Source organism: Pseudanabaena yagii GIHE-NHR1 (genome assembly GCF_012863495.1).
GTDB classification, from domain to species: domain Bacteria; phylum Cyanobacteriota; class Cyanobacteriia; order Pseudanabaenales; family Pseudanabaenaceae; genus Pseudanabaena; species Pseudanabaena yagii.
Genome location: NZ_JAAVJL010000001.1, coordinates 1 through 23,446 on the forward strand (window position 1 = coordinate 1; position 23,446 = coordinate 23,446).

A 23,446-nucleotide genomic window follows, 5' to 3' on the forward strand; every position below is an offset into this window, starting at 1 on the left:
AGCTTACCACCAACCTTAATCTCCCCTGCGATCGCTACAGGAGTTTTGACTCCGAAACTCTCAATACCTTTAGCTAAATCGAGCGCCGCTGTGGAAAAATCAAGATTAAAGCCCTTTTGTTGATTAAAAGTGCCAGTAACGATTCCCTTTAGTAACCCATATTGAGCAGAAAACTCCGTTAAAGTAGCAGTTGTACCATCAAAGCTAACTTTGCCACCGATTTCGGTAATTGATTTGGCTAATTGTGGAGCTTTAATCGCGCCTTCACTGAGCTGGGCTGTTATGGATACAGTAGGAGCTTCTTTGCCTGCAAGTATGGCAACTTTCGCTTCAAAATCAAGTAAACCTTGCTGGATTTCAACGGGCGAATTCACGGCAAAACCTTGGACTGCGGCGATTTGCAAATTGGGAGACTGAAGCTCCACAGTCCCCTGACCTCTGGTCAAATCCCAGTCAACATCAAAAGCCAGACTACCTTTGCTGCCGTCTTTATCTGCGTTGACAGTTTCGATCGCCTTTTTCAATTGTTCAGGATTTGGCGGCGCAGCGATCGCGGCAATGTTTGGTAAAGTCACATGACCTTTCCCATTCATTTTTAGGCTTTGATTGTTGATATCCGTAATTTTCCAGTTGCTATCAATCTGCACCTGACTGAGGGAAACCAATTCACCTTTAGCGATCGACTGGATCGTAATCTGGGCATCGGTAAAGGTAATTGTCCGTAAATCAATAAAGCCCTCTTGGGTAGGGCGTTCGGGTGGTGTAATTTTCGGTAATTGCAGGAAACCTGTAACGTCCTGCTTTAGAAATACCTGTGGCTGCTCAACGATCGCATCTAATCCAATTTGGCGACGGGTGAGATAAGTCCAAGGATCAACTTTAACTTCAATGGCTTCAACGGCTAGGAAATTTGACTCTTTATCAGTTGGCGGTACTATCGACTTACCAAACCTGATGCTAGACATGCCCACTCGCTCGACCTTGCCAAGCTGTAAAGGGCGTTTGAGGGCTTTGGTTAACTCCACCTCTAATAAAGGTGATAGTCGCTCATTCAGAAAATAGCGTCCATACCAAAAAGCTCCTAAGCTGCTGGCAGTTAATGCGATCGCTAGTCCAACACCCACGCGCCCAAGGTTTCTGGCGAGTGTAGAGTTGGCTGGTTCCTGCGGTGGTAGTTGAGCCTGTCCCACAAATTTTCACTCCATTGATGCCCTCACGACACCATTTTTACACATGTACGCAATTTTCAGATTTTAAGTCTTTGCAAAGCAAAGACTTAAATTTATTTATTTAGTTTCCTAGGGCGTGTCATCAATTAATGTCAGTTCGGGTTAAGCTGGCAAATTTTAAAAGCACGTTTCAAATTATCCCGAACTCGCGTTAATTAAAGTACCTATGGCTTCGACTCCGCTCAGCCAACGTTAGCTGAGCGGAGTCGAAGCTAGAAAACTTTGGTGGGACATTCATTTTTTATCCACAAGAGCCTTACCTAACGGGGTCTACCTAGAGTTGTTATATAAAGAACTGCTTCATCACTGGGAATTCCTAGAACTTCGTTGACTAAATCATCAAAGAACCCAGCAATACCACTTACGCCGACTCCTAGCCCGATCGCTGCTAAGTTGATCCTCTGTCCTAGGTGTCCTGCATCCATATGTAAATAGCGATATACGCGATCGCCATATTTGGCTACAGCTTTTTTGAGATCGGCAGTATGAAAGATGACGGCTCCTGCATCACGACCTAGTTCTTGGCCGAGGCAAAGGTAGTGCAACTCATCACGGAAATTTTTGAAGCGGATTTGGCGTAACTCTTGAGATTTAGGCGCGTAGTAATAACAACCCTCTTCTAAGCCAACTACACCTGTTACGGCAACGAAGGTTTCGATGAGGCTCAGATCGAAATAATCAGGACTACCATCAATGCCTTGATCGCTATAGTGTTGAGGCTGGTAGGTAAAATCAAGAATTGCCTTGAGTTCTGCTAGCTCTAATTTCGTACCACTATATTCGCGAGTTGAACGTCTTTGCAAAATTGTATTTTCGAGAAGTTCTAGATCATCTCCCCAATGAATACTTTCCGTGACAGTACTAACTTTGGTGCAGAAAGGGAAATTATATTTATCTAAATCTTGGGCAGTTGGGAGATCGCCAGTCTCAGGCGTAGTTTCTAGATCCCTTGTCAGTTCTGCAAGCTTAGTAATATTTAGCTTTTCCTTAATTTGGGTGACTTGATGTAAATATTCTAATAATTGACCATCTGGAAGTTTAGGATAATTAGTAACAGTTGCTGAGGGTAAAGCGGTGATGAGTCCTTTTGAGAGATTGGTTGATCGTTGCATCGGTGCGCGTGATTCTTGACCTCTACCGATACTCTCCTCATCTTGGAGATCTAGAATTGGCACGATCGCGATCGCTCCTTCTACTTCCTTATCTAAAAAGAGAAGTTCATTCACAGCATCATCAGCGAAACCACCAATGAGAGAAGCTTGATAATCTTCGATCGCACTAGCTAGATCGATATTTCCTAATAGATGTCCTGTGTCCAAAAAAATCCTGCGATAAGCACGATCTTGATAGCGCCAAGCAGATCGCTGGAATATGGAAGTAATGGCGATCGCAAGACGAGTATTTTGTAAGGCAGGATGCTCAAAACAAGCCTGTTGCAAACCGTTCCATACATTATTGTCTTGCCAGAAATGAATCAAGCTGTGGGTACGGACTTGATAATTGTAAATTCCAGCGGATAGTAGAGGTGTTCCTGCCGAAATCACATATATCTCCGCAGGATATAAGCCTCCCGCCGATGGAGCCGCCCGCAAATAAAAAGCCTCCCCTGTCACCGTAGGAACTCGTGCTGTTAAGCCGTAGCTACAAAATAGTAACCGCGAAAGTCTACGCCAACGACTTGCCAATAGTCCATCGCGATCGGATTGAATATCCTCAGTCAAATAGGGCTTGAGATCGTAAACCGTACCAATTTTATAGTCCTTATAGGGAGATGGCTGGGTGCTCCAATCTAAGCCCTGACTCTTGCTAGCAAGAGTTTCAGGCGCATACTTAGTACGTTCGTGATAATATTCAGCGAAGGAAAGTTGGGCATCAGGCATAGCTTTGCTTTAGTCTACATATCCTTTTGATTTGCAAACTACTGTATAATGGAAAGGTTGTCAAAAATTTTCTAAACCAAAATCGGAAAATTATCACATTAGTACAGGGATAACATCATGGCAGTACCCAAGAAACGCACTTCTAAATCTAAGCGCGATAGTCGCAAAGCTGTATGGAAGCGCAAAGCCGCAGTTCACGCTCAAAGAGCAATCTCATTAGGTAAGTCAATCCTATCAGGCAATAATGATGGTTTTGTCTATCCATTGGCTGAAGAGGCAGAAGAAGAGTAAATCTAAGGCAGGTGTTACCTGCCCTAGATTTACTTAGCTAAACTCTCTTTTATACAAGCCCCGATTTGTGTATCAATTTTCAAAATGTGACTGACTAGCCATTCGCTCAATTCATCATAGATTTTGAGCGCAATCTCCTCACTGGCATCACTCTGACGATATTGATCATGCAATTTACCAAAAGTCTCAATGAATTTTTTGTGAGCTTCTTGGTTAACACCAGCCATTGGACATTGGTGTTTTGCGGCGCAGTTCTCCTCATTACCAAAGTGCCACTCAGCATAAAACTTAAGAAATACTAATAGTTTTTTAATTGCATTTGCCCCATTGCCCCTTTCGATCGCTTCACCAATCTCGTTTGTAGCGGCAATCAATTCTTTATGTTGAGAATCAATCATTGGGACACCTGTACTCAGAGAGTCACTCCATTCAAATCTTTTCATGGTTTTTCCATTTAGATCGATTGTAGATTTTGAGGTTTATTCAAGTACATCTTGAAGGGATGCCCTTGAATAAACTATTTACGATCACTATATGTTTATTGTCTCGCCAATGAATTTCATATCCTCAAAAAATAATATAAACTTAAGCCCCATTTTGATACAGCCTAAGGCTTAAAAGAATTTTTGATAGCCCTGCTTCTCCGAGCCATCAAAAATTTCTATGGGTTTCAAGTCAGTGCAAACTGCTGTAATAGTCTCAACAAAGCAAAGCCTTTAACTCCATTGGGTTGCTAATTTCCAGATTTGCCAGCCAATTCCTAACCCTAACAAACAGGGAATTGTAAGGATCATAATTGCAATTATAAATTTATGTTTATTCTTGATGAGGGACTCACCAACAAAAGCGATCGCGGTAATACCAAGCCATGACATGATCGCCAAAACCATAAAGTAAAATTTAATCTTAACTACAAAAATTAGTCCCCCCACGATCAACAATCCGCTTAAAAAATATCCCCATTTCATTAGTTCATAGTCAGCCAAACCAGTAATTGTCGGTAACAAAGCAACTATTGTAAAACCTGCGATCGCTAAGTTTTTTCTTGAGGGGATTGTCATTAATATTGATAGGAAATAGCCCATACAAGCATAGCTAGCTAAAATAGTTAGCAACCATAACCACAAAAAATTACGTTTTTTATCAGATAGGACAGTTAGATTAATCTTAAATTTTGGTAAGCCCAGCTTTGGTATTTTGAACTTTGGTAAACCGATTTTAGGAAACTTTGATTTTCGGGTTCCTTGAGATGTATTACTATCAGAAAGCTGACTATTTTTTTTTTGAGTTTGCTCTACCTGAGATTGTTGATTTTCTGAGTTCTTAGGTTGATCAGTCATAGATTTAGCTATTTATTTGCTTGTCAACCACATCATTATGTGAATTGAATTGATGATTTTTGGGCAAATTGTCACTGTAAATATTATGAATTAAGTTTAAGATATATAACCCTATATTTAGGTATAACTTGACTTAATTTATTCATGCTTATATCTTAGTAATAGATGAATTCGGAGTGCTGAACTACCAGTTCAGTACGGGGTTTGGAGCGAATATTTTACAGGGGTAAAAACAACGTAGATATAAAGCACTTATTTAAAGATTAGTGCCAGATTTACTATTTTATTGCCTTATTTTGCAATTAAATCACTCCAAATAATCGCCAATTCAATATGCCTAAAAAAATAAAGTGGTGTTAGGTTCTACGATGTCTTTGCAACTCAATCAGTACAAATCAAGTTTGTTTTGGCTTGGTACAGTGATCGCGTCTTCTACGCTCATCGGAGGGATCGCTCAAGCTGACACGCCAGCCACAACTAGCCGTACTAATACTAATAATGTTAATAATACTAGTCTGATTCAGGCGATCGCTAACGATCCAATTGTTACACCGCCTACAGATAAAACTAGTCCGACCAACAGTACCTCTGTCGAATCGACATTCTTTCAAAGAATGGAGCAAGACAAGATCAGTGGTATTGACGCAAACGAGACAGCTCAAAATGTCTCATCGGTTTCACAGCTAAGTGACGTTCGTCCTACTGACTGGGCATTCACTGCATTGCAATCATTAGTTGAGCGCTATGGCTGTATTGCTGGTTATCCCGATCGCACCTTTCGCGGCAGACAAGCAACTAGTCGCTATGAGTTTGCGGCTGGATTGAATGCCTGTTTAGATAAAATCAACGAGATAATCTCCGCAGGACTAGCCGATAAAGTCAGCAAAGAAGATCTCGCTACTTTGAGAAAGCTGCAAGAAGAGTTTGCCGCAGAACTTGCGACCCTCCGTGGTCGTGTCGATGCACTTGATGCAAAGACTGCAAAACTTGAAGCCCAACAGTTCTCTACAACGACTAAGCTTTTTGGTCAGGCGATTTTTGGTTTGCAAGGCAGGCTAAATAATAACGCCAATATTCCTAGAACTGCTGGTAGTGTGTCTGCTGACCCTGCAACAAATGTTAACTTCGGCGCTCAGGTACAACTTAGTTTACTCACGCAGTTTCCCGATCGCAGCTTGTTACTAACCAGTTTGCAAGCAGGAAATCTTTCCACGGATGCTCCTATTACCAGTTTTAATGCCCTCAACAATGGCTTTACTCGCCTTGCCTACGAAGGTAATACAGGTAATACATTTACCCTAACTGACCTCAATTATCGTTTTTATATCGGCGATCGCCTTGCGGTGATTGTCGGACCTAGGGGTGTAAATGCGATTAACGTATTTCGTGGCGCAAATCGCATTGAGAGTGCAGGGAATGGACCAATTTCACTCTTTGCTCAGCGCAACCCGATTATCAGTATGAATGCTGGACAAGCTGGTTTAGGCTTTGACTGGCAAATCAGCAAGGGTTTGAGCCTGCAAGGTGTTTATTCGGCTGGCAATGCAGCAAGTGCATCTGGTGACGGTGGTCTATTTGGCGGACCAACTCAGATTGGGGTACAGTTAGCAGCTACGATTTTTGATCGCGTTGATACTGCGCTCTATTATCTCAACTCTTATACCAACAACGGTACACTCAACAATGCTGTCGGTGACAACTTCATTGGTGTGACCTTCCCCACTAATGTTGCCTCCAAGTTTAATACCAATGCCTTTGGTGGTTCGCTCTCTTGGCGGGCAACCAATAAACTCAATGTTGGTGGTTGGCTTGGTTTCACCAATTCTAATATTCAGAATGCTGGATTCTCTGGCAATGTGAATACTTTTAATTGGATGACCTATGCCAATTTGATTGACCTCTTCAAGGAAGGCGATCTATTCGGTCTCTATGTCGGACAACCACCTAGCATCACAGCAAGTAATTTGAGTGGAAATATCAATTTCCCTAGTTTGCTGAGTGGAACAGGTGGTGTAACAGGTGCTCAACCTGCTGCTACGACTCATCTTGAGTTATTCTATCGCTATCCCATTTCCAAAAATATTAGTATCACCCCCGGTCTAGTGTTTGTCTTTGCTCCCGGCAATACAGCCAGCAGCGACACAATTACAATTGGCGCTATTAGAACTACATTTACGTTCTAGTAATTTGCTTTTCTAATATAGAGTTTCCAATTCTATACTTCATTAAAATTGGAAACTCTATAAGAGTTGAAATGTTTACCTATTTACTATTTCAACTCTTATCAAATAGTTTTATTAAAAATGATTGATCGCTTCTGATATTGGGGTATATTAGTTATCAAGTAAATCTGTAATCTAATCACAGATTAATATAGCTACTTCAGTTAAAAGATCTTGTAGGGGAATCAGGATCTTAAGAACTGTTAGCTTGCCGTAAAGTATTTATTCTTAACTTTCTGGGGAATCTAAAAATCATGAAAAAACTAATTGCCATGTCTGCTTTGCTTAGTGCAGCTACAGCTACACTTCTTTCTGCATTGCCATCACCTAGTTTCGGTCAAACTGTTACACTACCAATTATTGCTAGTGGAACTATTGCAGTGCAAGGAAGTTATGATGGCTTCAGTTACTTTGATTATTCATCATTTGCAAATACTACAGTTCTAACTTCTATTGGAGCTGTAAATATTAGTGCTTTCAATGGTCAAGCTGAATTTAGTCGCCCACCAAGTTCTCCAACTTCTGTAAATGTTACATCTTCAAACATCACTTTTTCTAGTGGTCATTCTGCTCATTTTCACACTAACACAGTATATTCAATGGTATTTACAGGTACTACGGATGGCTCAAGTCCAAATGGTGCATTTACCAATGCATTGACTACTCTTAATGCAACACTTCCTTCTACTTCATCATTTGCTTCATTAACAAGTGTAAATCTAAATATTACAGGTGGCTCGATTACATTACCAGTAGTATCTAGCTCCGACTACCTCCCAGTTAGCGATAAATTGCATATTGCTTATTCGAGCCTACCATCCTCAGATCAGAATGAGCCTGAATATCAACAAGAGTATAGAAATGATTTTCATTCCTCTTCTTTTGAAGGTGGACGCATTCTCGGTTTAGAAGACAAATAAGAGCTTAGCCAAAGTTCTTGTATTCCTAGTCATGAAATGGCAGATGGGACTCTACCATTTCATGCAAAAAGGCACAAATCCGAATAGACGCTTTAAAACTAAAGCGTCTATTCGGATTTGCTACTAATTCCTGTATAGATATTCTCATTTACCAATCCCAACCAAGGATCACTAGCGGGAGTGAGAAATAGTTGATCATAAACGCGCCGATTGAGAGCGCTTAAACTCGCTGAATCACTATTAACAAAGTCTCCCTTAGCGAACCAATTATGGATCTGGGCATGAAATACATATTCATTGCGAACAGTATCCTGCGCGATCGCCTTTTCAAAACTATTGACTACCGTTCGCATAGAAGCAGTAGGTGATATCTTCCGCTCCATTAATTTAAGACTACCTTGATCGAGATAGACCCGATTTTGATAAAGACTCGCTAATCTTGCCCAATTAGCATCACTGAGTTTGTCAAAGGGAGAAGAGGGATTGAGTTCAGTTAAGGGTTCGCCAACGGTACGGCTTAATGTTGGCAACTCCACCATCATTTTGCTCACTGTTAGACGGCTGGCAATGGCTGCACTCGCTTTGGGGTCTGTAACTGCTAGAGGTAGTAATGGCTGTAAGGGTAAGCGTAAGCGTGTTAAATCTGCTCGCCATTTTTTCTCTAACTTGGCATAACGATCGCGATGGTAGTTAACTAAAACCTCACGACGATGAGCATCGCTATTATTAGATTGCAGCGATCGCGCGACACCTTCAGCATCCTTGAGATTTTCTATAAAAGCCTGTGGACTATATAACCCAGGAATCGCATCAATGGGACGACCTTCACTATCGAGAATGTAATGAATACTATTACCCGTAATCGTTTGCTCTAGCTTGCGACCATCGCCAAAATCAATCGTGACTTTAGGGACAGGGCGCTCTGACTGCCAATGCAGAATAAAGCGATCGCGCAGTAGTTGCGATACTTCCGCATTCGGATATAGAGCAGTACGGAAAAATCGACTATTAGCACAACTCAATTCATCGGCGAGATTGCCGAGTAAACGTAGAGACAAAATTGGTTTGCCAGTTTCTTTAGAAGCAGTTTTTGCAGCTTCCAAATCCTTGTACCAATATAAGCGGGAGGCATCACAGTCCTTTTGCTGACAAATGGCATCTAAAGTAGCTCGTAATTGTGAATTATTAGGTAAATCTTTTTGATAGGTAGCCCAAAATGCATCCACCCCTGCATTTTTAAATTCCCGTAATTTGGCGATCGCCAGTTGCGATGTAGCTTGATCCTTGGATGCGGCTTGCTGGACAAGGTTATCTACAATGGGCTGTTCGGCTCTAGCCTGTGGTGTAGCGATGTTTGCTAAAGTGATCGCCCCTAAGCCAATGCTAATCATCCATGAATTAGCCGACATTTTCTTTACAAGCATCTTCAGAATTTTCCTAATCGCATGATTGTAACTTTACCCCGCCCGACGTATTTATTGTTCATATTGTTCCTATAACAATCCTAAATGGTTTGTGGAAGTGCACCCCTTCGGGGTGCACTTCCACAAACCCCAAAATCTACATGCTATATAAACCTTTGTTATAGATGCGAAGAATTGCCTTGCGTCCATAAAAGGTTTTGAGGTTTAGATTTTTGGTGACGTGGCAAAACCATGCCACCAAAAATTGGTTCTTTAATTTTGCTGCGCTTCTCTAGCCTATTACTTTCAGGAGTCTCAACTTTTTTGATTTATGGGCATTGTGTTCTTACATCACTTGCAACGATCCCCGCAAAGATAGACAATGTTTGCATTCAGAAAAGTAAGCATATAAAAAAGCCAAGATAATCCGAAGAATTTATGAAAAACGTACTGGCTATTATTCTGGGCGGTGGACAGGGAAGCCGACTATATCCCCTCACAAAAACACGGGCTAAACCCGCAGTCCCCGTAGCAGGAAAATATCGACTGATCGACATTCCTGTGAGCAACTGTATCAACTCAGGTATTGAAAAAATTTATATCCTGACACAGTTTAACTCCGCCTCTCTCAATCGCCATGTCAATCAGGCCTATCGTCCAGCGTCCTATTCTGACGGATTTGTAGAAATTCTTGCGGCTCAACAAACCCCCGATAGTCCAGATTGGTTCCAAGGTACAGCCGACGCAGTACGTCGCTATGCATGGCTTTTAGAATCATGGAATGTAAGCGAATATTTGATTCTATCTGGCGATCATCTGTACAACATGGACTATGAGAAATTTGTCAGACATCACCGTGAAACAGGCGCTGACATCACCCTATCTGTATTACCTGTCGATCAGAAAAAAGCATCTGCCTTTGGTTTATTGAAAACTGACAGCGAAGGCAAAGTTATTAAATTCCTTGAGAAGCCTAAGGGTGAAGCTCTAGAGGGAATGCGAGTAGATACCACCAAGCTTGGCTTAGATGCTACTGAAGCGATCGCTAATCCATTTATTGCATCGATGGGTATCTATGTCTTTAACAAACAAGCAATGATGAAATTGCTCAGTGATAATCCAGAATATACAGATTTTGGTAAGGAAATTATCCCTGCGGCAATTCAAAACCTGAATGTACAGGCATACCTATATTCTGGCTACTGGGAAGATATTGGAACCATCGAATCTTTCTATCAAGCTAATCTTGACTTAACTCGTCATCCTGCTACTGCCTTTAATTTCTACGAGACCGAAAAGCCCATCTATACTCGCGCTCGTTATTTGCCACCTAGCAAGGTTCATGACTGTAAAGTTAAAGATTCAGTCATTGGTGAAGGCTGTATCCTCAATCAAGCAACCATTACTAACTCAGTAGTTGGTATCAGAATGCATATCGAAGCCAATTGCACGATTGAAGATACGCTGCTGATGGGTTGTGATTTTTATCAGCCACAGGAAGAACGTGCGTCCGATCTTGCTACTAACAAAGTACCAATGGGAATCGGTGAAAATACAATCATCCGCCGTGCAATTATCGATAAAAATGCGCGAATTGGTAAAAATGTGCAGATTATCAATAAGGATCGCATCCAAGATGTCAATCGTGAAGAACAAGGCTATTGCATTTGCAATGGTATCGTTGTCGTCGTTAAAAATGCTGTAATCCCTGATAACACCATTATCTAGATCAATTCAATTTTTGAAAGTGCTGCAAAGCAGCACTTTCAAAAATCATGTCCTTATGCCATGATCTGTGGCAGTTAATTGGATCGTCCTTTTTTACAAAATCCTGTGAATCCTTGGCTCAGTTTGTTGCAGCAGCATCGCATTATTGCCGTTATTCGGGCAGATAATGTCAGTATTGCTAGAGAAATGGCACTTGCAGCAGCAGCAGGGGGAATTAAGCTGATTGAAATTGCATGGAATACCGATCGCGCTGAATCATTAATTCCTAAGCTGCAACAGGAACTACCAGATTGCAAAATTGGTACAGGCACGGTTTTAGATCTTGAGAATGCTGAACGCGCGATCGCCTGTGGATGTAGCTTTTTATTTACGCCTCATACTAATCCTGAACTCATTACCAAGGGTTTAGAAAATAATATTCCTGTAATCGCAGGTGCATTAACCCCGACAGAAATTATTACGGCATGGCAAGCGGGAGCTGCCGCAGTCAAGGTTTTTCCAATTAAAGTTCTGGGTGGTGTGGAATATCTCCAATGTTTACAGCCAGTACTTCGAGATATTCCTCTCATTCCTACGGGTGGGGTTAGTCTCCAAAATGCCGATAAATTTCTAGCAGCAGGGGCGATCGCAGTGGGTATCTCTAGTCATTTATTTTCACCAGAGGTGATCGCTGAGGATGACTGGACAACAATTATTTCGCGATCGCAAGCCTTAATTCAAAAAGTTCAACCATTTCAGGCGGGATAAGTACTATGAAACGCCCACTATCCCCAGAAGATTTATGCAGTATGCAGCACTAGGACTAGATGTAGGTCGCAAACGTATCGGCGTAGCTGGATGCGATCGCCTTGGCATCACTGTCCATGGCATTACCACGATTATCCGTAAGTCATGGCAAGACGATATGGCAGAACTGCGATCGTTGATCCTTGAGCGCAATATTGACACCCTCGTAATTGGCTTACCTTACAACATGGATGGATCGTTAGGCTATCAAGCCAAGCAAGTCCAAAAATTTGCCAATGGTGCGGCGAAACATTTAGGTATAACCGTGGAATTTGTCGATGAGCGCCTTACTTCCTATGAGGCTGAAGAGATGATGCGATCGCAAGGTATTTCCACAAGGGAAAACAAAGCGATGATTGATCGTAAAGCCGCCGCCATTATCTTGCAGCAATGGTTAGCCATCAAACAGCAAGCAATTATGTAGAGTCATGGCGCTTCGCGCCATGACTCTACTTCCAGTTTTTGTTTTACTGCAAATTTCCACAAAAAATGATGTCAGTGCGAAGCACTGACATCATTTTTTGATCAAGCATTCCTATAGAGCTTGTTAGCGTCTCTAATTTTTTGTCCCCTTTGCTGTCATAATGCTTAAGAGCGCCAAAAGCCTTATATAAGAGGGTTTCTCTGAGCTAGTAGTGCTATAGGATACAAAAAAGCAATCTATGGAAGGATCGACGATTGTACTCACGGATGAAACAGGTAAGAGCTTGCCTTGCACTGTCGAAACCAAGTTTAAAGTGGACAGCACCGAATACTTGTTGCTGCAACCAGTTGACTTTTCTGTGCAAATCTTTGCATGGCAAGAAACAGATGACGAAGAAGAAACTGAATTAGTCGATGTCACCGAAGAAGAAATCGATTTAATTTTCTCAACTGCTCAAGCTGTTTTATCGGAACAAAACCTTACGTTACGGCGCTCAGCTTACACATTAACAGTTTCAGGTGAATTACCTGAGCCAACTGAAGAAGATATCATCGAAATTGATACTGAAGAAGATGGTAATTGTGGCGAGTTCCAAGAGCTAGCCCACTTCTACTATGAAGAGCAGGCTTTTTCTGTATTTACTGCCCTTGACCCTCTAATGTTTATTGCCAAGGTGGGAGATGATGGTCAACCTGAAGTTCTTACCCCTGCGGAAATGGCAGCCCTTGAGCCTTATGTGGAGCAATATCTAGACCATGTCCTCAGCACAGAAGATGCCGAAGAAGAGTTCTAATTGGCTGTTTTATGGTGTTGCTTTCCCACTAACGATTTTATTTACTGGCCTAGTCAGTAGCTCTTGGTGGATTTGGGCAAGTGCTGCTCCTAGCACCTTTGGAGCAAAAGTCAGACTTACTATACCTGACGGGATGCCAACTCAAATGATCGCCCAAGAGCTAGAAGCCGCAGGCGTAATTCGCTCTAGCTTAGCGTTGCGCCTATGGCTACAATGGCAATCTTTGCGAGGTAGTGAAGCAGTCTCCTTGCGATCAGGAACCTATGACTTCTCCACTAACCAATCTTTGCCAGAAGTTGTTGCCCAGATCCAAACAGCGAAATTGACAGAAGTTCGCTTTACAATTCCTGAGGGTTGGTCGATCGCTCAGATGGCAGATCTATTTGAGAAGCAAGGTTTTTTTGCAGCAAAGGACTTTGTGGCAGCAGCTCAACGCACTAGCCCCAAGCGTCGTCCTTGGCTACCTGAGGATATCCCCAGTTTAGAAGGATTTCTATTTCCTGATACCTATCAAATTCTGCCATCGGAAGCAACTCCAGATCGAATTATTGATCTGATGCTAGATCGCTTTGAGCAAGTAGCTTTACCTGTTTACAAAGACAATCAATCTGGTAAACCAAAGGTTAAAGTTAGTCTCAAAGATTGGGTAACGCTGGCGAGTATTGTCGAAAAAGAAGCGGTGATTGATTCAGAGCGTCGCATTATATCGGGGGTTTTCTGGAATCGCCTGAAAAAGAATATGCGCCTAGAGTCAGATCCCACCGTGGAGTATGGCTTAAATATTAAGCAGACTCCCGAAAATCCACTGACGCTAGATCAGGTGCGGACATCATCTCCTTACAACACCTATCTCAATGAAGGTTTACCACCGGGGGCGATTGCCTCGGTGGGATTAGCTAGCCTGAAAGCAACGCTTGATCCTGCTAGTACTGACTATCTGTTCTTTGTGGCTAAATATGATGGCAGTCATGTCTTTAGTCGTAATTTAGAAGATCACGAAAAAGCATTACAGGCGATCGATAAAAAAATTCAGCAAAAAACTCCTAAAAATAACTAAAAAACGGGGCATTGCCCCGCTTTTTAATTTTGTGGAGATTCTGAGTTAAGATATTCTTAATTATTTAATTAAAATACTAAAATCCTTGTGAAACCTTGGCGACTGATTGCTCCTGACTTAGTTTTGTCAGCACCGATTTACACGATTACTCCACAGTTAATGCAAAAACATGGGTTAAGTGGTCTCATTTTGGACGTTGACAATACCCTCATCGGTGATGATGAATCCGATGTTTCAGATGAGATTCGTCAATGGATAGAACTAATGCGTCAGCAATATCCCATTTGGTTAGCAAGTAATAACTTTAGCGATCGCCGCATTCAAAAGGTTGCCGAAAGCCTCAATCTTCCCTACCGTAGTCGCGCAGGGAAGCCATCCCGCCGCGTTGTGCGTCAAGTTCTCGAAGCGATGCAATTACCACCTGATCAAGTTGCGATGGTAGGCGATCGCCTATTTACCGATACGATTGTGGGCAATCGTCTTGGCTTATTTACAATTTTGGTACAGCCCCCTTGTGAGGAGCTAGTATTTAAACCCAATATTGCAACTATTTTCAAAGCGAGATCGAGCTTTCTCCGCAATTGGGAAATTTGGATCGCTCGCAAATCTGGGGTCAAGATTTAGAAGTCAACAAAATTTTAAGGCAGCGCAAAGCACTGCCTTAAAATTTTGTGTTGGTAGAACAGTTATTTGTCTAATTGCTCGGTAACTTATAATCTCAAGATCAATTCATCACCAGCTTATTTAATTTAATAACAACAATGGGAAACCTTCAGGGACGCGATCTTCTTAGTCTGGCAGACTTACAACCCAACGAGATTCAAGAATTACTCACCCTTGCTCAACAACTCAAGGCAGGAGAAGTAAAGTTTGACTTTCAGCGCAAAACCCTTGGCTTGCTGTTTCGCAAAGCCTCAACCCGAACTCGTGTGAGCTTCACCGTTGCCATGCATCAATTGGGGGGACATGTCATCGATCTTGATCCAAGTGTGACCCAAGTCAGCCGTGGTGAACCAATACAAGATACTGCCAGAGTTCTTGATCGCTACTTGGATGTTCTCGCCATTCGCACCTTTGAGCAAGCGGAGCTAGAGACCTTTGCCAAATTTTCTAAGATTCCCATTATTAATGCCTTGAGTGATTTAGAGCATCCTTGCCAAGTATTAGCTGATTTGCTCACCGTATTAGAAAATTTCGGCACACTCAAAGGGCTGACCCTGACCTATCTCGGTGATGGTAATAATATGGCGCATTCCCTGATGATTGGTTGTGCGCTAGTTGGCATGAATGTGCGGATTGCTTCCCCGAAAAACTTTACGCCAGATCCCGCAGTTGTCTCGCAGGCAAAGGCTTTAGCGACTAATTCCGAAGTCATTGTCACCGATGATCCTAAACTCGCTTCCCAAGCGGCTCATGTCTTGTATACCGATGTGTGGGCAAGCATGGGGCAGGAATCAGAAGCAGAAGATCGCATTCCCATTTTCCAACCCTATCAACTGAATTCCGAACTCATGGCTTTAGCCGATCGCGATGCGATCGCTTTGCATTGTTTGCCAGCCCATCGCGGCGAAGAGATTACCGATGAAGTGATGGAAGGTGATCAGTCACGCATTTGGGATGAAGCGGAAAATCGTCTCCATGCCCAAAAAGCTTTGCTAGCTAGCGTTTTATAGTTAAAAGCCTCGCGATGCGAGGCTTTTGTTTTATACCAAATAAAGAAATGGCTACGCCATTTCTTTATTTCAAAATCCATACTGGGTTTGTTGTCCAAATCAAAAAAGTGTAACTACACTTTTTTGATTTGGTATTAGAGAAATTTTTGTCTTAGGGCGATCGCTACTTCGGGAGTAACCAGATGATCGATCTCGCCACCAAATCTGGCAATCTCCCGAACTACACTACTACTCAAGAAACTATATTCATTGGAAGTAGAGAGAAATACAGTTTCAATATCATTAGCTAAGGTCTTATTGGTATGCGCCATCTGCAATTCCATTTCAAAATCGGAAACTGCACGTAAGCCCCGAATCAGAACTTGTGCTTTCATGAGATGGGCATAGGTGACAGTCAATCCCGTAAACGTATCCACATCAACATTATCTAAATGTCGCGTTGCCTCACGGATCTGTGTCATTCGCTCCTCCATTGTAAAGAGAGGCGTTTTATTGGGATTGCGTAATACAGCAACAATCACGCGATCAAAAAGATGACTGCCGCGTTTAATAATATCGAGATGCCCAAAGGTAATTGGATCGAAACTACCTGGATAAATGGCAATCAATGCAGTCACCGACTCGCTACAACGCGATTATATAGCGCTTGCGCGTAAAAAAAGAAACACACAAAGTGTGTTTCTTTTCGTAACGAGTAGCGGCGCTTTGCGCCGCTACTCGTTTTTTTAGAGACTGCTTGAGCCGAGATATTTGCCGATCGCTGGTGAATAAATTTCATAGAGCATGGTGATTGGCTCACCGCCATGCCAGAGCAAATAATGTCTTGCCCAGTACTCCTTGACCTCTGGATAGCCAAAAGCCTGTGCTAATTGAGGACAAGCACCCTTGTAAATACCTTTGAGATCGCGATAAAGCTCTGTGTACTTTTGATTGAGGCTGACCCAGATTGGCAAAGATGGATCTTTCAAATATTTTTGCATCGCTGCCTCTGACCACCATGAAGTCGCATGGGAAAAAATCTCTCCTGTCTTTTGCGATCGCAAAAAGATTTGGCGACGAATTCTTGGTGCGGCAATCAAGGAAATATCCGAAGGGGCATTGTCGTCATCATCACCAATATTAGTCATTGCTAGTACCTCAACCGAAATATCTGATTGAGTCAATAGCTGTAAATGTCGCGTCGGTGCACCATCGCCCATTAAAAACATTTGCCAAGTCGGAGACAGCAAATTGAAGGGCAAGCCTTTACGAATATCATCTTCGCTGCCTTGCCACATGGGTTCTTCAATCCGATTCCAAGGTCGAGCAGTAATACTTTGGATGCTTTGAGCTGAGGTGAGGGTCATACAGGATTTCTCTTAACAATCCGTAACATATCCTCTATTGTAGTTCAAATAAAAAAGAAACTCGCTATGCAAGTTTCTTTTTTATTTGCATCTCAGCGATAAATACTAAGACATTCTCAATAATCTGATTTGGGCAATGATGAAAATAGCGGGAATAATCCGTCCGTAGTTAGTGGCGATCGCCCGCCAACCCAGATCCGCAAAAAATAACCCCCAAAGCGCAGGCGTAATTACTGAAAAAACAGTTCTAGCCGCAGTATATTGAGTTGCCGCAACTGCCATCCCGCGTTTTGCTAAATAAGTAGAGACATAGGCATTTAACCTTGTCGCGATCGCTGTTCCTCCCGCCTTCAAAACTTCATAGCCTACTTGGTAAGAGGCAAAGTGCCATGCCATTTGTCGGGCGATCGCATTTAATACCGCCGAACGAATGACGGTACTCACAGCGATCGCGCTACCACCCTTGAGCAACAGACTCATCGGGTTACGCTGAGCATCAAGGGGTAAGGATTTTTTTAAATCTGACTCCGTAAGAGCTGCTTGCAAGGATTCATCAATGTTAGAGCGCTCTTGCGGTGAGAGCTTTTTCCAAGAATTGCTAATCAAATTCAGAAACAGCTCTGATTCGATATCTTCAACACTTTGATTTTTAGAATATTTAATATTGAGGTGCTGACAGACACGCTCTAGGACTTCACGGTAACTGACATTACTAGTTTTGCGGCGGAGTACCGTCAAGCCATCGGCAGCCAAAAATCGAAAACGCTTAGAGATCGCGTCAATTAGTTCATCTCGATCCCAACTTTGTAATTCTTTGACAGGAGGTGTAGCCACATAATCAATAGGGTTGAACTTGCGCCGAAACAGTATATCCGCAATTTGATATAGCTCCTCATCGGTTGCCAATGCTAGAACATTGCTTAATTCGTCCATTGTCCCATCCATTGCCCTATCTATTGATTTGTTAACGAACAGTATCTCAAGCTTTCCTTAGCTTAGAAGATTCTAGTACTAATTACTCAAATGACAAAGTTATTAAAGTTGCTAATCCTTAGATTACATTTCCAGCCTGAAAAATCTGATTTGCTGTAAGATTTAATTCAGGAAAAGATTGGGAAATAATTCGTTGATCATCACAAACTTACTAACTTGATATTCTCCATCCACAAGATTGCAAACTGAGATTGCTGGTAGCTTAGGATTACCAAGAAATTTACGTCCGCCTAATGCTGCATAGTCAACGATCCAATATTCAGCAATCCCCATTTCTTCATAGTCAGCAAATTTTAAATAGTAATCATCGCGCCAATTTGTAGACACGATTTCAATTACTAGCGGTATAGATGCACCATCACTAACAATAGATTCCTTTTTCCAACATTGTTCGTTAATTAGGTTTTCGCGGTTCAACACCAACACATCTGGCAAATAACCAGAATCTTTGCCATCTGGTCTTATAAGTGTTTGACTAGGAATTAAATACGGAAGATCAAGTCTATCAATCAGTCCACTAAGCTTTATGACTAAAAAGCCTTTAGATTCTTCATGTGCTCCTACTGGTTGAGGCATTTCAAAAATACTTCCATTGTGTAACTCGTAACGTGATCCAGTATTTTCAGGCAACCATTGAATAAACTCTTCAAAGGTCGTAGCTGGAATAACAGATCTGGGGGGGAGAGTTTGGGTCATAGCTATTAGCCTCTGCTAACTATGAAAATATTATAGTTAACGTCAGTTCGAGTTAAGCGTGCAAATTTTCCGAAATAAAAAGCCTTGCTACGCAAGGCTTTTTATTTCCATCTTAGAGGAAGTGTTTGCTACGCAAATGCTTCCGCACGTTTTAAATTATCCCGAGCTTGCGTTAATTACGGGGCGATCGCGAAGTTGAACTGTTTGGAGATTTTGGTTTATTGAAACCCTTACTAGCAGTTTTCGATTTTTTAGGTTTCGCTAATGGTGTAGCTGCTTCAACTTGAGGAATAGATGTAGAGATATTTTCCGTAGCGATCGCATGGATATCTTCGACCAGTGGTTCTACTGTTTCGGTAATACCCGTCTGGCTTGGTTCAAGATTAGATTCTTTGAGTTCTGGGATAGGTTCTTCATGTTGCAATTGCTCATTAACGACAGCATCAACTTTAATCGCTAAAGCTTCATCTGCAACTGCAACAACTGTTTCAGCAGTCTCTAGATTAGGCGCTAAAGCCTCAGGAATAAATGTTTCCGCAACTACTTCGACAGCAATTTCTTGAGTCTCTATAACTGGTTCAGAATTTTCTAAATCAGATTCCGTGACTGTCTCTGTAAACACATCAGCAACCATATTAGAAATTACTGATTCCGCCAATATAGGAGCAGTTTCTATTACCAATTTGGGGATTAGATCCTGCTCAGAAACCTCTTGATCAGCAATAGAGACACTAGCTTGCTCTACAGGTTCCACAGATACATTAGGATTAATTTCAACAACCTGTTGTATTAAATGCTCAGGTTCTTTCTCTAAAGCTAGAGCAACATTGTGATGAGAAGAATCAATTACATCTACAACAATCGGTTCATGCGTTGTATGTTTAGGCTCACGTTTATTGAACCCATGATTTTTTGCCGAAGCTCTGGATTTTTTAGGTTTTGCTGTTAACGCGATCGGTTTAGATTTTTGCGGACTAACTGTTTTCGGCTCTGTAACTACCGAAGTATTTTCAATATGTTCAGATTTAGGCTCATTAGTCTCAATCTTTGTAGAAACAATTTCAGGTATAGTTGCAGTCTCTACTGTTGCTTCTACAATTTTTTCAGAAGTAGTTTCAGGTTCAGCAAGATTATTTGAAATTTCTTCAGGAGCAATTTCAGAGACTACTTCAGAAATAGTTTCAGACTCAACAATACTTTCTAAAACTTCACTAGAAGCAACTTCAGCAGTATTTTCAGTTTCACTATCCGCAATTTCGCTAGAAACAATTTCAGTTGTAGTTCCCAATTTAGAAATCACCTCCACAGGCTCTAGGTCGATCGCACTAGCATCCTGAGTAACATCTAAATTACTCTCCAAACAGCCTATGTCAATACTGTAATACTGCTCATTCTGATCAATAAGCTCGACTTGCTCAATAACATGTTGACTGATTGCAGGAATATCCTGATCGTGAATTCCTTTGGCAACATTAACAATGTGTTCGAGGGCTTGGGCGATCACAGGAATATTTTCAGAAATGTCAGAGGCTATATGCTCCGTATCAACATTTTCAGCCTGAAAGCGAGGAATAGATACATTGATGATTTTGCCGCCTAGCCGATGAATTGATTGCAATTTCTTGGAAAGAGAACTATAGGCAACAGTAACTGTCTGAATCGTCCCCTGCGTTCTCCCTTTCTGAATACCACCCGTAAATTCAATCTTGACTGGCTGACTTCTGTAATCATCTGAGCCTGTGTTTACAGAATCAATATCTAAACTTTTCATATCAAACTCATCCTAGCGATCGCAATTCTACGATCACGCATCAATATACTTTATCTAAACTAATCCATATAAGTATTCCGTAAAAATGTCTCTGCAAACAAAGTTCTGTTGGAATTGTTACAGCACGTTGTGCTGATTAAATATAAAACCCAAAAAACTATGGCGCACGCGCAATAGTTTTGGATTCTGGGTTTTGATTATGCCCAGCTACTTAGTGGCGCTATTCATCTGTGGGTGTCTTAAAAGGAATCGCAGAATTTGGTAAAAGCTCGATAAAGCCCGAAGCGGAAAAAACTTGAGTTAGCATATTAAGGGCTGCAACCAGTTAGACTAATTGGCATAATGCAAATTAATAGCAATAATTTAGTTTTGCGGTCTGCCAAATAAATGTATTGTTTTAAGTGCTAACTAGATTCAGTATGCTATTTAGCACTACTGACCAATATTTAGCCAAAATTTAGAGTATTGATCAAAGATTCTTAGCGCTTTTTATCAATGCCACATAGAAACAACTCATAGTATATAAATTGTATAAAAGGATATAGCGATTGATATGGGGCGATTAGGAGTTTTACTGCTGAACCTCGGCGGGCCAGACAAATTGGAAGATGTCCGTCCATTTTTGTATAACTTATTTTCTGACCCAGAAATTATTCGCTTGCCATCGCCATTGTTGCAAGCACCATTAGCTTGGCTCATTTCCACCCTACGCGCCAAGCAGTCTCAGCAAAACTATAAAAAAATTGGTGGTGGCTCTCCCCTGCGTCGCATTACTGAGGAACAAGCTCAAGCTCTACGATCGCAACTTGTGCAAAATGGGCATGATGTCCAAGTTTACGTGGGAATGCGCTATTGGCATCCTTTTACTGAGGAGGCGATCGCCCAAATTAAGCGCGACAAAATTGAAGAGCTAGTCATCTTACCGCTATACCCACAGTTTTCGATCAGTACTACAGGTTCGAGTTTCCGTTTACTTGATCGCATCTGGCAAACCGATCCCGAATTGCAAAAAATAAAATATACCGTTGTCCCATCTTGGTACGAAAATTCTGGCTATTTGCAGGCAATGGCAAACTTGATCGCCAACAAACTAGATCAGGTCAAAGATCCTAGTACAGCCCATGTCTTTTTTAGCGCCCACGGTGTACCAGTTAGTTACATCGAAGAAGCAGGCGATCCTTACCAAAAGGAAATAGAGGCTTGTGCAGCGTTAATTATGCAAAAGCTAAATCGACCAAATCCTTATAAGTTGGCTTATCAAAGTCGTGTGGGTCCCGTTGAATGGCTGCAACCCTACACCGATGTTGCGATCGAAGAATTAGCTGCAGAGGGAGTTAAAGAACTAGTAGTAGTACCAATCAGCTTTGTCTCAGAGCATATCGAAACCCTCGAAGAAATCGATATGGAATATCGCGAAATTGCGGAACATGCAGGCATTGAAACCTTTGCGCGTGTACCTGCACCTGATACTGACCCCACATTTATCCAAGCCTTAGCCGATGTGGTGATTAAAGCTTTAAGCGATCGACCAATCCCATTCTCCGCAACCATTCAACCGCAAAAAAATACCAAGCTCTATCCTCAAGAGCGCTGGGAGTGGGGCATGACCCCCTCTGCGGAAGTGTGGAATGGACGTTTAGCTATGATTGGTTTCCTCATTCTCCTCCTAGAGCTATGGCTAGGGCGTGGACAAATTTTGCAATAAATAATATTTACAAAATTAAGTAGTGCTAAATAGGTAAGGATGGGCGCGCTTCGTGCCGTCCATCCTTACCAAAATAAATCCTTTCCTTTTTAGGACTACCCCAAATTAAAGGTAGTCAGTGCACAAATCACTGACTACCTTCTTAGAATGTGCAAATTATTGCCATTTAGCACAATGTAAATTTCAGTAAATAGATTAATAAACGACTTTAATATTTGTATTTGTGATATAAAACTTTACTTTATAGTCACCTATAACCATGTCCCAATCTGCAAATAATTCTAAATAGATATATTGCTTGCCAGCTAATTGTGAAGAAATATTTAAGAATATCAATATACCTTTAAGAATATTTATATTGGTATAGAGATAGCAGATCTGTAAAGATTTATAAGCACTTTATAGGGGGTATTGATACTTAACTATTTTTTAAACATCGATTGATCCCTTGCTGCTAGGCAAGATCCAGTGTTTAATTATTGTCTTTCCAGAAACGGGGATCGCTCATCTAGTAATGATCCCCGTTTTTTATGCTTATAATCGTCACATGGTTTATTCCAATTTTAAAAATTTATTCGATTACATATTTATCTAAAAATAAATTTCCCAATAAACCAAACTTTTAGAAAGTTATTCTTTGTAAAAATCTTAAAACCACCCCATTAACTTTCTAGTTTCTCTAAAAATCAACTTGTTATAGTAGTGAGTCCCTGACAATCGCTAAATAAGGTAACAAGATGATGTACGGCTGCTAGGCTCACTTCCAAAACCTAAAAGTTACACCTAATAGGTTTTTTATAAACAAGATATTTAACCCAATATTAATTTCAAGGAGCTACTCAAAATGATTGAATCTATTCGTTGCCCCAATTGTGGTTCGATCGCTGAGCGTCACCATCTCCCTTATCTTGCTCAAGTAAAAACCCAATGTGATGACTGTGACTATTTATTAGTCATGTGCACTCGTAGTGGTCACGTACTTGAGTCCTATGCCCCGGGGTTGCCATCACGTCCACAGGCACTTAAGCCAATTGCTACACGCCTCACACCTCTACCCCAAAGACAAACTAACGACTCTCGAACTAGAGATGTTGCTGCTTTTCACATTTAAGTTACAACATGGGGAAGTTTCGATTTAGATGCAATTACTTACTATAAACAATGACTCTCTTAGAAGCGATGCACCACT

The 23,446-nt window shown here is 41.5% G+C and carries 21 protein-coding genes and 1 pseudogene; 12 read left to right on the top strand and 10 right to left on the bottom strand.

The window, feature by feature from the left end:
* Both HC246_RS00005 and HC246_RS00010 read right to left on the bottom strand, forming a co-directional pair.
* A partial coding sequence (locus tag HC246_RS00005; RefSeq protein ID WP_169361596.1) for an AsmA family protein occupies window positions 1–1,190 on the bottom strand: 1,190 nt, incomplete at its 3' end.
* 299 nt (window positions 1,191–1,489) lie between these two features.
* Window positions 1,490–3,109 (bottom strand): SagB/ThcOx family dehydrogenase, encoded by a 1,620-nt coding sequence (locus tag HC246_RS00010; RefSeq protein ID WP_169361597.1) that lies wholly within the window; start codon window positions 3,107–3,109, stop codon window positions 1,490–1,492.
* A gap of 117 nt (window positions 3,110–3,226) precedes the next feature.
* Here HC246_RS00010 and rpmF point away from each other — a divergent pair, with 117 nt between their 5' ends.
* On the top strand, window positions 3,227–3,400 hold the full coding sequence (gene rpmF / locus HC246_RS00015) for a 50S ribosomal protein L32 (protein ID WP_169361598.1): 174 nt from the start codon (window positions 3,227–3,229) through the stop codon (window positions 3,398–3,400).
* A 29-nt stretch (window positions 3,401–3,429) separates the two neighbouring features.
* On the opposite strand, the gene HC246_RS00020 is transcribed toward rpmF, so the two are convergent.
* On the bottom strand, window positions 3,430–3,843 hold the full coding sequence (locus HC246_RS00020) for a bacteriohemerythrin (RefSeq protein WP_169361599.1): 414 nt from the start codon (window positions 3,841–3,843) through the stop codon (window positions 3,430–3,432).
* 273 nt (window positions 3,844–4,116) lie between these two features.
* A complete protein-coding gene (locus HC246_RS00025) occupies window positions 4,117–4,740 on the bottom strand; it encodes a hypothetical protein (RefSeq protein WP_169361600.1) in 624 nt (207 codons plus the stop codon).
* Window positions 4,741–5,093: 353 nt separating this feature from the next.
* Here HC246_RS00025 and HC246_RS00030 point away from each other — a divergent pair, with 353 nt between their 5' ends.
* Together HC246_RS00030 and HC246_RS00035 are read left to right on the top strand one after the other, a co-directional pair.
* A complete protein-coding gene (locus HC246_RS00030; protein ID WP_169361601.1) occupies window positions 5,094–6,923 on the top strand; it encodes an iron uptake porin in 1,830 nt (609 codons plus the stop codon).
* Window positions 6,924–7,216: 293 nt separating this feature from the next.
* The gene (locus HC246_RS00035; protein ID WP_169361602.1) at window positions 7,217–7,882 is read left to right on the top strand and encodes a hypothetical protein; all 666 of its coding nucleotides are present in this window, start codon (window positions 7,217–7,219) and stop codon (window positions 7,880–7,882) included.
* A gap of 107 nt (window positions 7,883–7,989) precedes the next feature.
* On the opposite strand, the gene HC246_RS00040 is transcribed toward HC246_RS00035, so the two are convergent.
* Window positions 7,990–9,306, bottom strand: coding sequence for a thioredoxin domain-containing protein (locus tag HC246_RS00040; protein ID WP_169361603.1), 1,317 nt, complete (start codon window positions 9,304–9,306; stop codon window positions 7,990–7,992).
* 417 nt (window positions 9,307–9,723) lie between these two features.
* Here HC246_RS00040 and HC246_RS00045 point away from each other — a divergent pair, with 417 nt between their 5' ends.
* The 7 genes from HC246_RS00045 to argF all read left to right on the top strand — a co-directional run bounded on the left by HC246_RS00045 (window position 9,724) and on the right by argF (window position 15,746).
* On the top strand, window positions 9,724–11,013 hold the full coding sequence (locus tag HC246_RS00045; RefSeq protein WP_169361604.1) for a glucose-1-phosphate adenylyltransferase: 1,290 nt from the start codon (window positions 9,724–9,726) through the stop codon (window positions 11,011–11,013).
* A gap of 105 nt (window positions 11,014–11,118) precedes the next feature.
* Entirely contained in the window at window positions 11,119–11,760 is a 642-nt protein-coding gene (locus HC246_RS00050) for a bifunctional 4-hydroxy-2-oxoglutarate aldolase/2-dehydro-3-deoxy-phosphogluconate aldolase (protein ID WP_169364398.1), read from the top strand.
* Window positions 11,761–11,794: 34 nt separating this feature from the next.
* A complete protein-coding gene (ruvX, locus tag HC246_RS00055; protein ID WP_169361605.1) occupies window positions 11,795–12,223 on the top strand; it encodes a Holliday junction resolvase RuvX in 429 nt (142 codons plus the stop codon).
* Window positions 12,224–12,461: 238 nt separating this feature from the next.
* Window positions 12,462–13,016, top strand: a complete 555-nt coding sequence (locus tag HC246_RS00060; RefSeq protein WP_169361606.1) for a DUF3727 domain-containing protein — start codon at window positions 12,462–12,464, stop codon at window positions 13,014–13,016.
* Window positions 12,979–14,073 (top strand): endolytic transglycosylase MltG, encoded by a 1,095-nt coding sequence (mltG, locus tag HC246_RS00065; protein ID WP_225902882.1) that lies wholly within the window; start codon window positions 12,979–12,981, stop codon window positions 14,071–14,073. Before HC246_RS00060 ends, mltG begins: the two co-directional genes overlap by 38 nt.
* An 87-nt stretch (window positions 14,074–14,160) precedes the next feature.
* Entirely contained in the window at window positions 14,161–14,697 is a 537-nt protein-coding gene (locus tag HC246_RS00070; protein ID WP_169361607.1) for a YqeG family HAD IIIA-type phosphatase, read from the top strand.
* 137 nt (window positions 14,698–14,834) lie between these two features.
* Complete coding sequence (gene argF, locus HC246_RS00075) at window positions 14,835–15,746, top strand: ornithine carbamoyltransferase (RefSeq protein WP_169361608.1); 912 nt, start codon at window positions 14,835–14,837, stop codon at window positions 15,744–15,746.
* A gap of 134 nt (window positions 15,747–15,880) precedes the next feature.
* Here argF and coaD read toward each other — a convergent pair whose 3' ends face one another.
* From coaD to HC246_RS00100, 5 genes and pseudogenes are all read right to left on the bottom strand, one after another.
* Window positions 15,881–16,354 (bottom strand): pantetheine-phosphate adenylyltransferase, encoded by a 474-nt coding sequence (coaD, locus tag HC246_RS00080; protein ID WP_169364400.1) that lies wholly within the window; start codon window positions 16,352–16,354, stop codon window positions 15,881–15,883.
* 117 nt (window positions 16,355–16,471) lie between these two features.
* On the bottom strand, window positions 16,472–17,092 hold the full coding sequence (locus tag HC246_RS00085; RefSeq protein ID WP_169361609.1) for a chorismate lyase: 621 nt from the start codon (window positions 17,090–17,092) through the stop codon (window positions 16,472–16,474).
* A gap of 105 nt (window positions 17,093–17,197) precedes the next feature.
* The gene (locus tag HC246_RS00090) at window positions 17,198–18,025 is read right to left on the bottom strand and encodes a YaaW family protein (protein ID WP_169361610.1); all 828 of its coding nucleotides are present in this window, start codon (window positions 18,023–18,025) and stop codon (window positions 17,198–17,200) included.
* 118 nt (window positions 18,026–18,143) lie between these two features.
* Window positions 18,144–18,781: pseudogene (locus HC246_RS00095) on the bottom strand (Uma2 family endonuclease).
* A 172-nt stretch (window positions 18,782–18,953) separates the two neighbouring features.
* Window positions 18,954–20,552 (bottom strand): phycobilisome linker polypeptide, encoded by a 1,599-nt coding sequence (locus HC246_RS00100; protein WP_169361611.1) that lies wholly within the window; start codon window positions 20,550–20,552, stop codon window positions 18,954–18,956.
* Window positions 20,553–21,105: 553 nt separating this feature from the next.
* Between HC246_RS00100 and hemH the strand changes: the two genes are divergently transcribed.
* Both hemH and HC246_RS00110 read left to right on the top strand, forming a co-directional pair.
* Window positions 21,106–22,257 (top strand): ferrochelatase, encoded by a 1,152-nt coding sequence (gene hemH, locus HC246_RS00105; RefSeq protein ID WP_169361612.1) that lies wholly within the window; start codon window positions 21,106–21,108, stop codon window positions 22,255–22,257.
* A gap of 844 nt (window positions 22,258–23,101) precedes the next feature.
* Entirely contained in the window at window positions 23,102–23,368 is a 267-nt protein-coding gene (locus HC246_RS00110; RefSeq protein WP_169361589.1) for a hypothetical protein, read from the top strand.
* Window positions 23,369–23,446 lie beyond the last annotated feature (78 nt).

Excerpts from the sequence above, each read along its gene's own strand:
- HC246_RS00090 (WP_169361610.1), bottom strand. The coding sequence starts at position 18,025 with ATGGACGAATTAAGCAATGTTCTAGCATTGGCAACCGATGAGGAGCTA.
- HC246_RS00045 (WP_169361604.1), top strand. The coding sequence starts at position 9,724 with ATGAAAAACGTACTGGCTATTATTCTGGGCGGTGGACAGGGAAGCCGA.
- ruvX (WP_169361605.1), top strand. The coding sequence starts at position 11,795 with ATGCAGTATGCAGCACTAGGACTAGATGTAGGTCGCAAACGTATCGGC.
- mltG (WP_225902882.1), top strand. The coding sequence starts at position 12,979 with ATGTCCTCAGCACAGAAGATGCCGAAGAAGAGTTCTAATTGGCTGTTT.
- HC246_RS00060 (WP_169361606.1), top strand. The coding sequence starts at position 12,462 with ATGGAAGGATCGACGATTGTACTCACGGATGAAACAGGTAAGAGCTTG.
- HC246_RS00085 (WP_169361609.1), bottom strand. The coding sequence starts at position 17,092 with ATGACCCTCACCTCAGCTCAAAGCATCCAAAGTATTACTGCTCGACCT.
- HC246_RS00040 (WP_169361603.1), bottom strand. The coding sequence starts at position 9,306 with ATGCTTGTAAAGAAAATGTCGGCTAATTCATGGATGATTAGCATTGGC.
- rpmF (WP_169361598.1), top strand. The coding sequence starts at position 3,227 with ATGGCAGTACCCAAGAAACGCACTTCTAAATCTAAGCGCGATAGTCGC.
- HC246_RS00010 (WP_169361597.1), bottom strand. The coding sequence starts at position 3,109 with ATGCCTGATGCCCAACTTTCCTTCGCTGAATATTATCACGAACGTACT.
- argF (WP_169361608.1), top strand. The coding sequence starts at position 14,835 with ATGGGAAACCTTCAGGGACGCGATCTTCTTAGTCTGGCAGACTTACAA.
- HC246_RS00025 (WP_169361600.1), bottom strand. The coding sequence starts at position 4,740 with ATGACTGATCAACCTAAGAACTCAGAAAATCAACAATCTCAGGTAGAG.
- HC246_RS00020 (WP_169361599.1), bottom strand. The coding sequence starts at position 3,843 with ATGAAAAGATTTGAATGGAGTGACTCTCTGAGTACAGGTGTCCCAATG.
- HC246_RS00100 (WP_169361611.1), bottom strand. The coding sequence starts at position 20,552 with ATGAAAAGTTTAGATATTGATTCTGTAAACACAGGCTCAGATGATTAC.
- HC246_RS00110 (WP_169361589.1), top strand. The coding sequence starts at position 23,102 with ATGATTGAATCTATTCGTTGCCCCAATTGTGGTTCGATCGCTGAGCGT.
- hemH (WP_169361612.1), top strand. The coding sequence starts at position 21,106 with ATGGGGCGATTAGGAGTTTTACTGCTGAACCTCGGCGGGCCAGACAAA.
- HC246_RS00035 (WP_169361602.1), top strand. The coding sequence starts at position 7,217 with ATGAAAAAACTAATTGCCATGTCTGCTTTGCTTAGTGCAGCTACAGCT.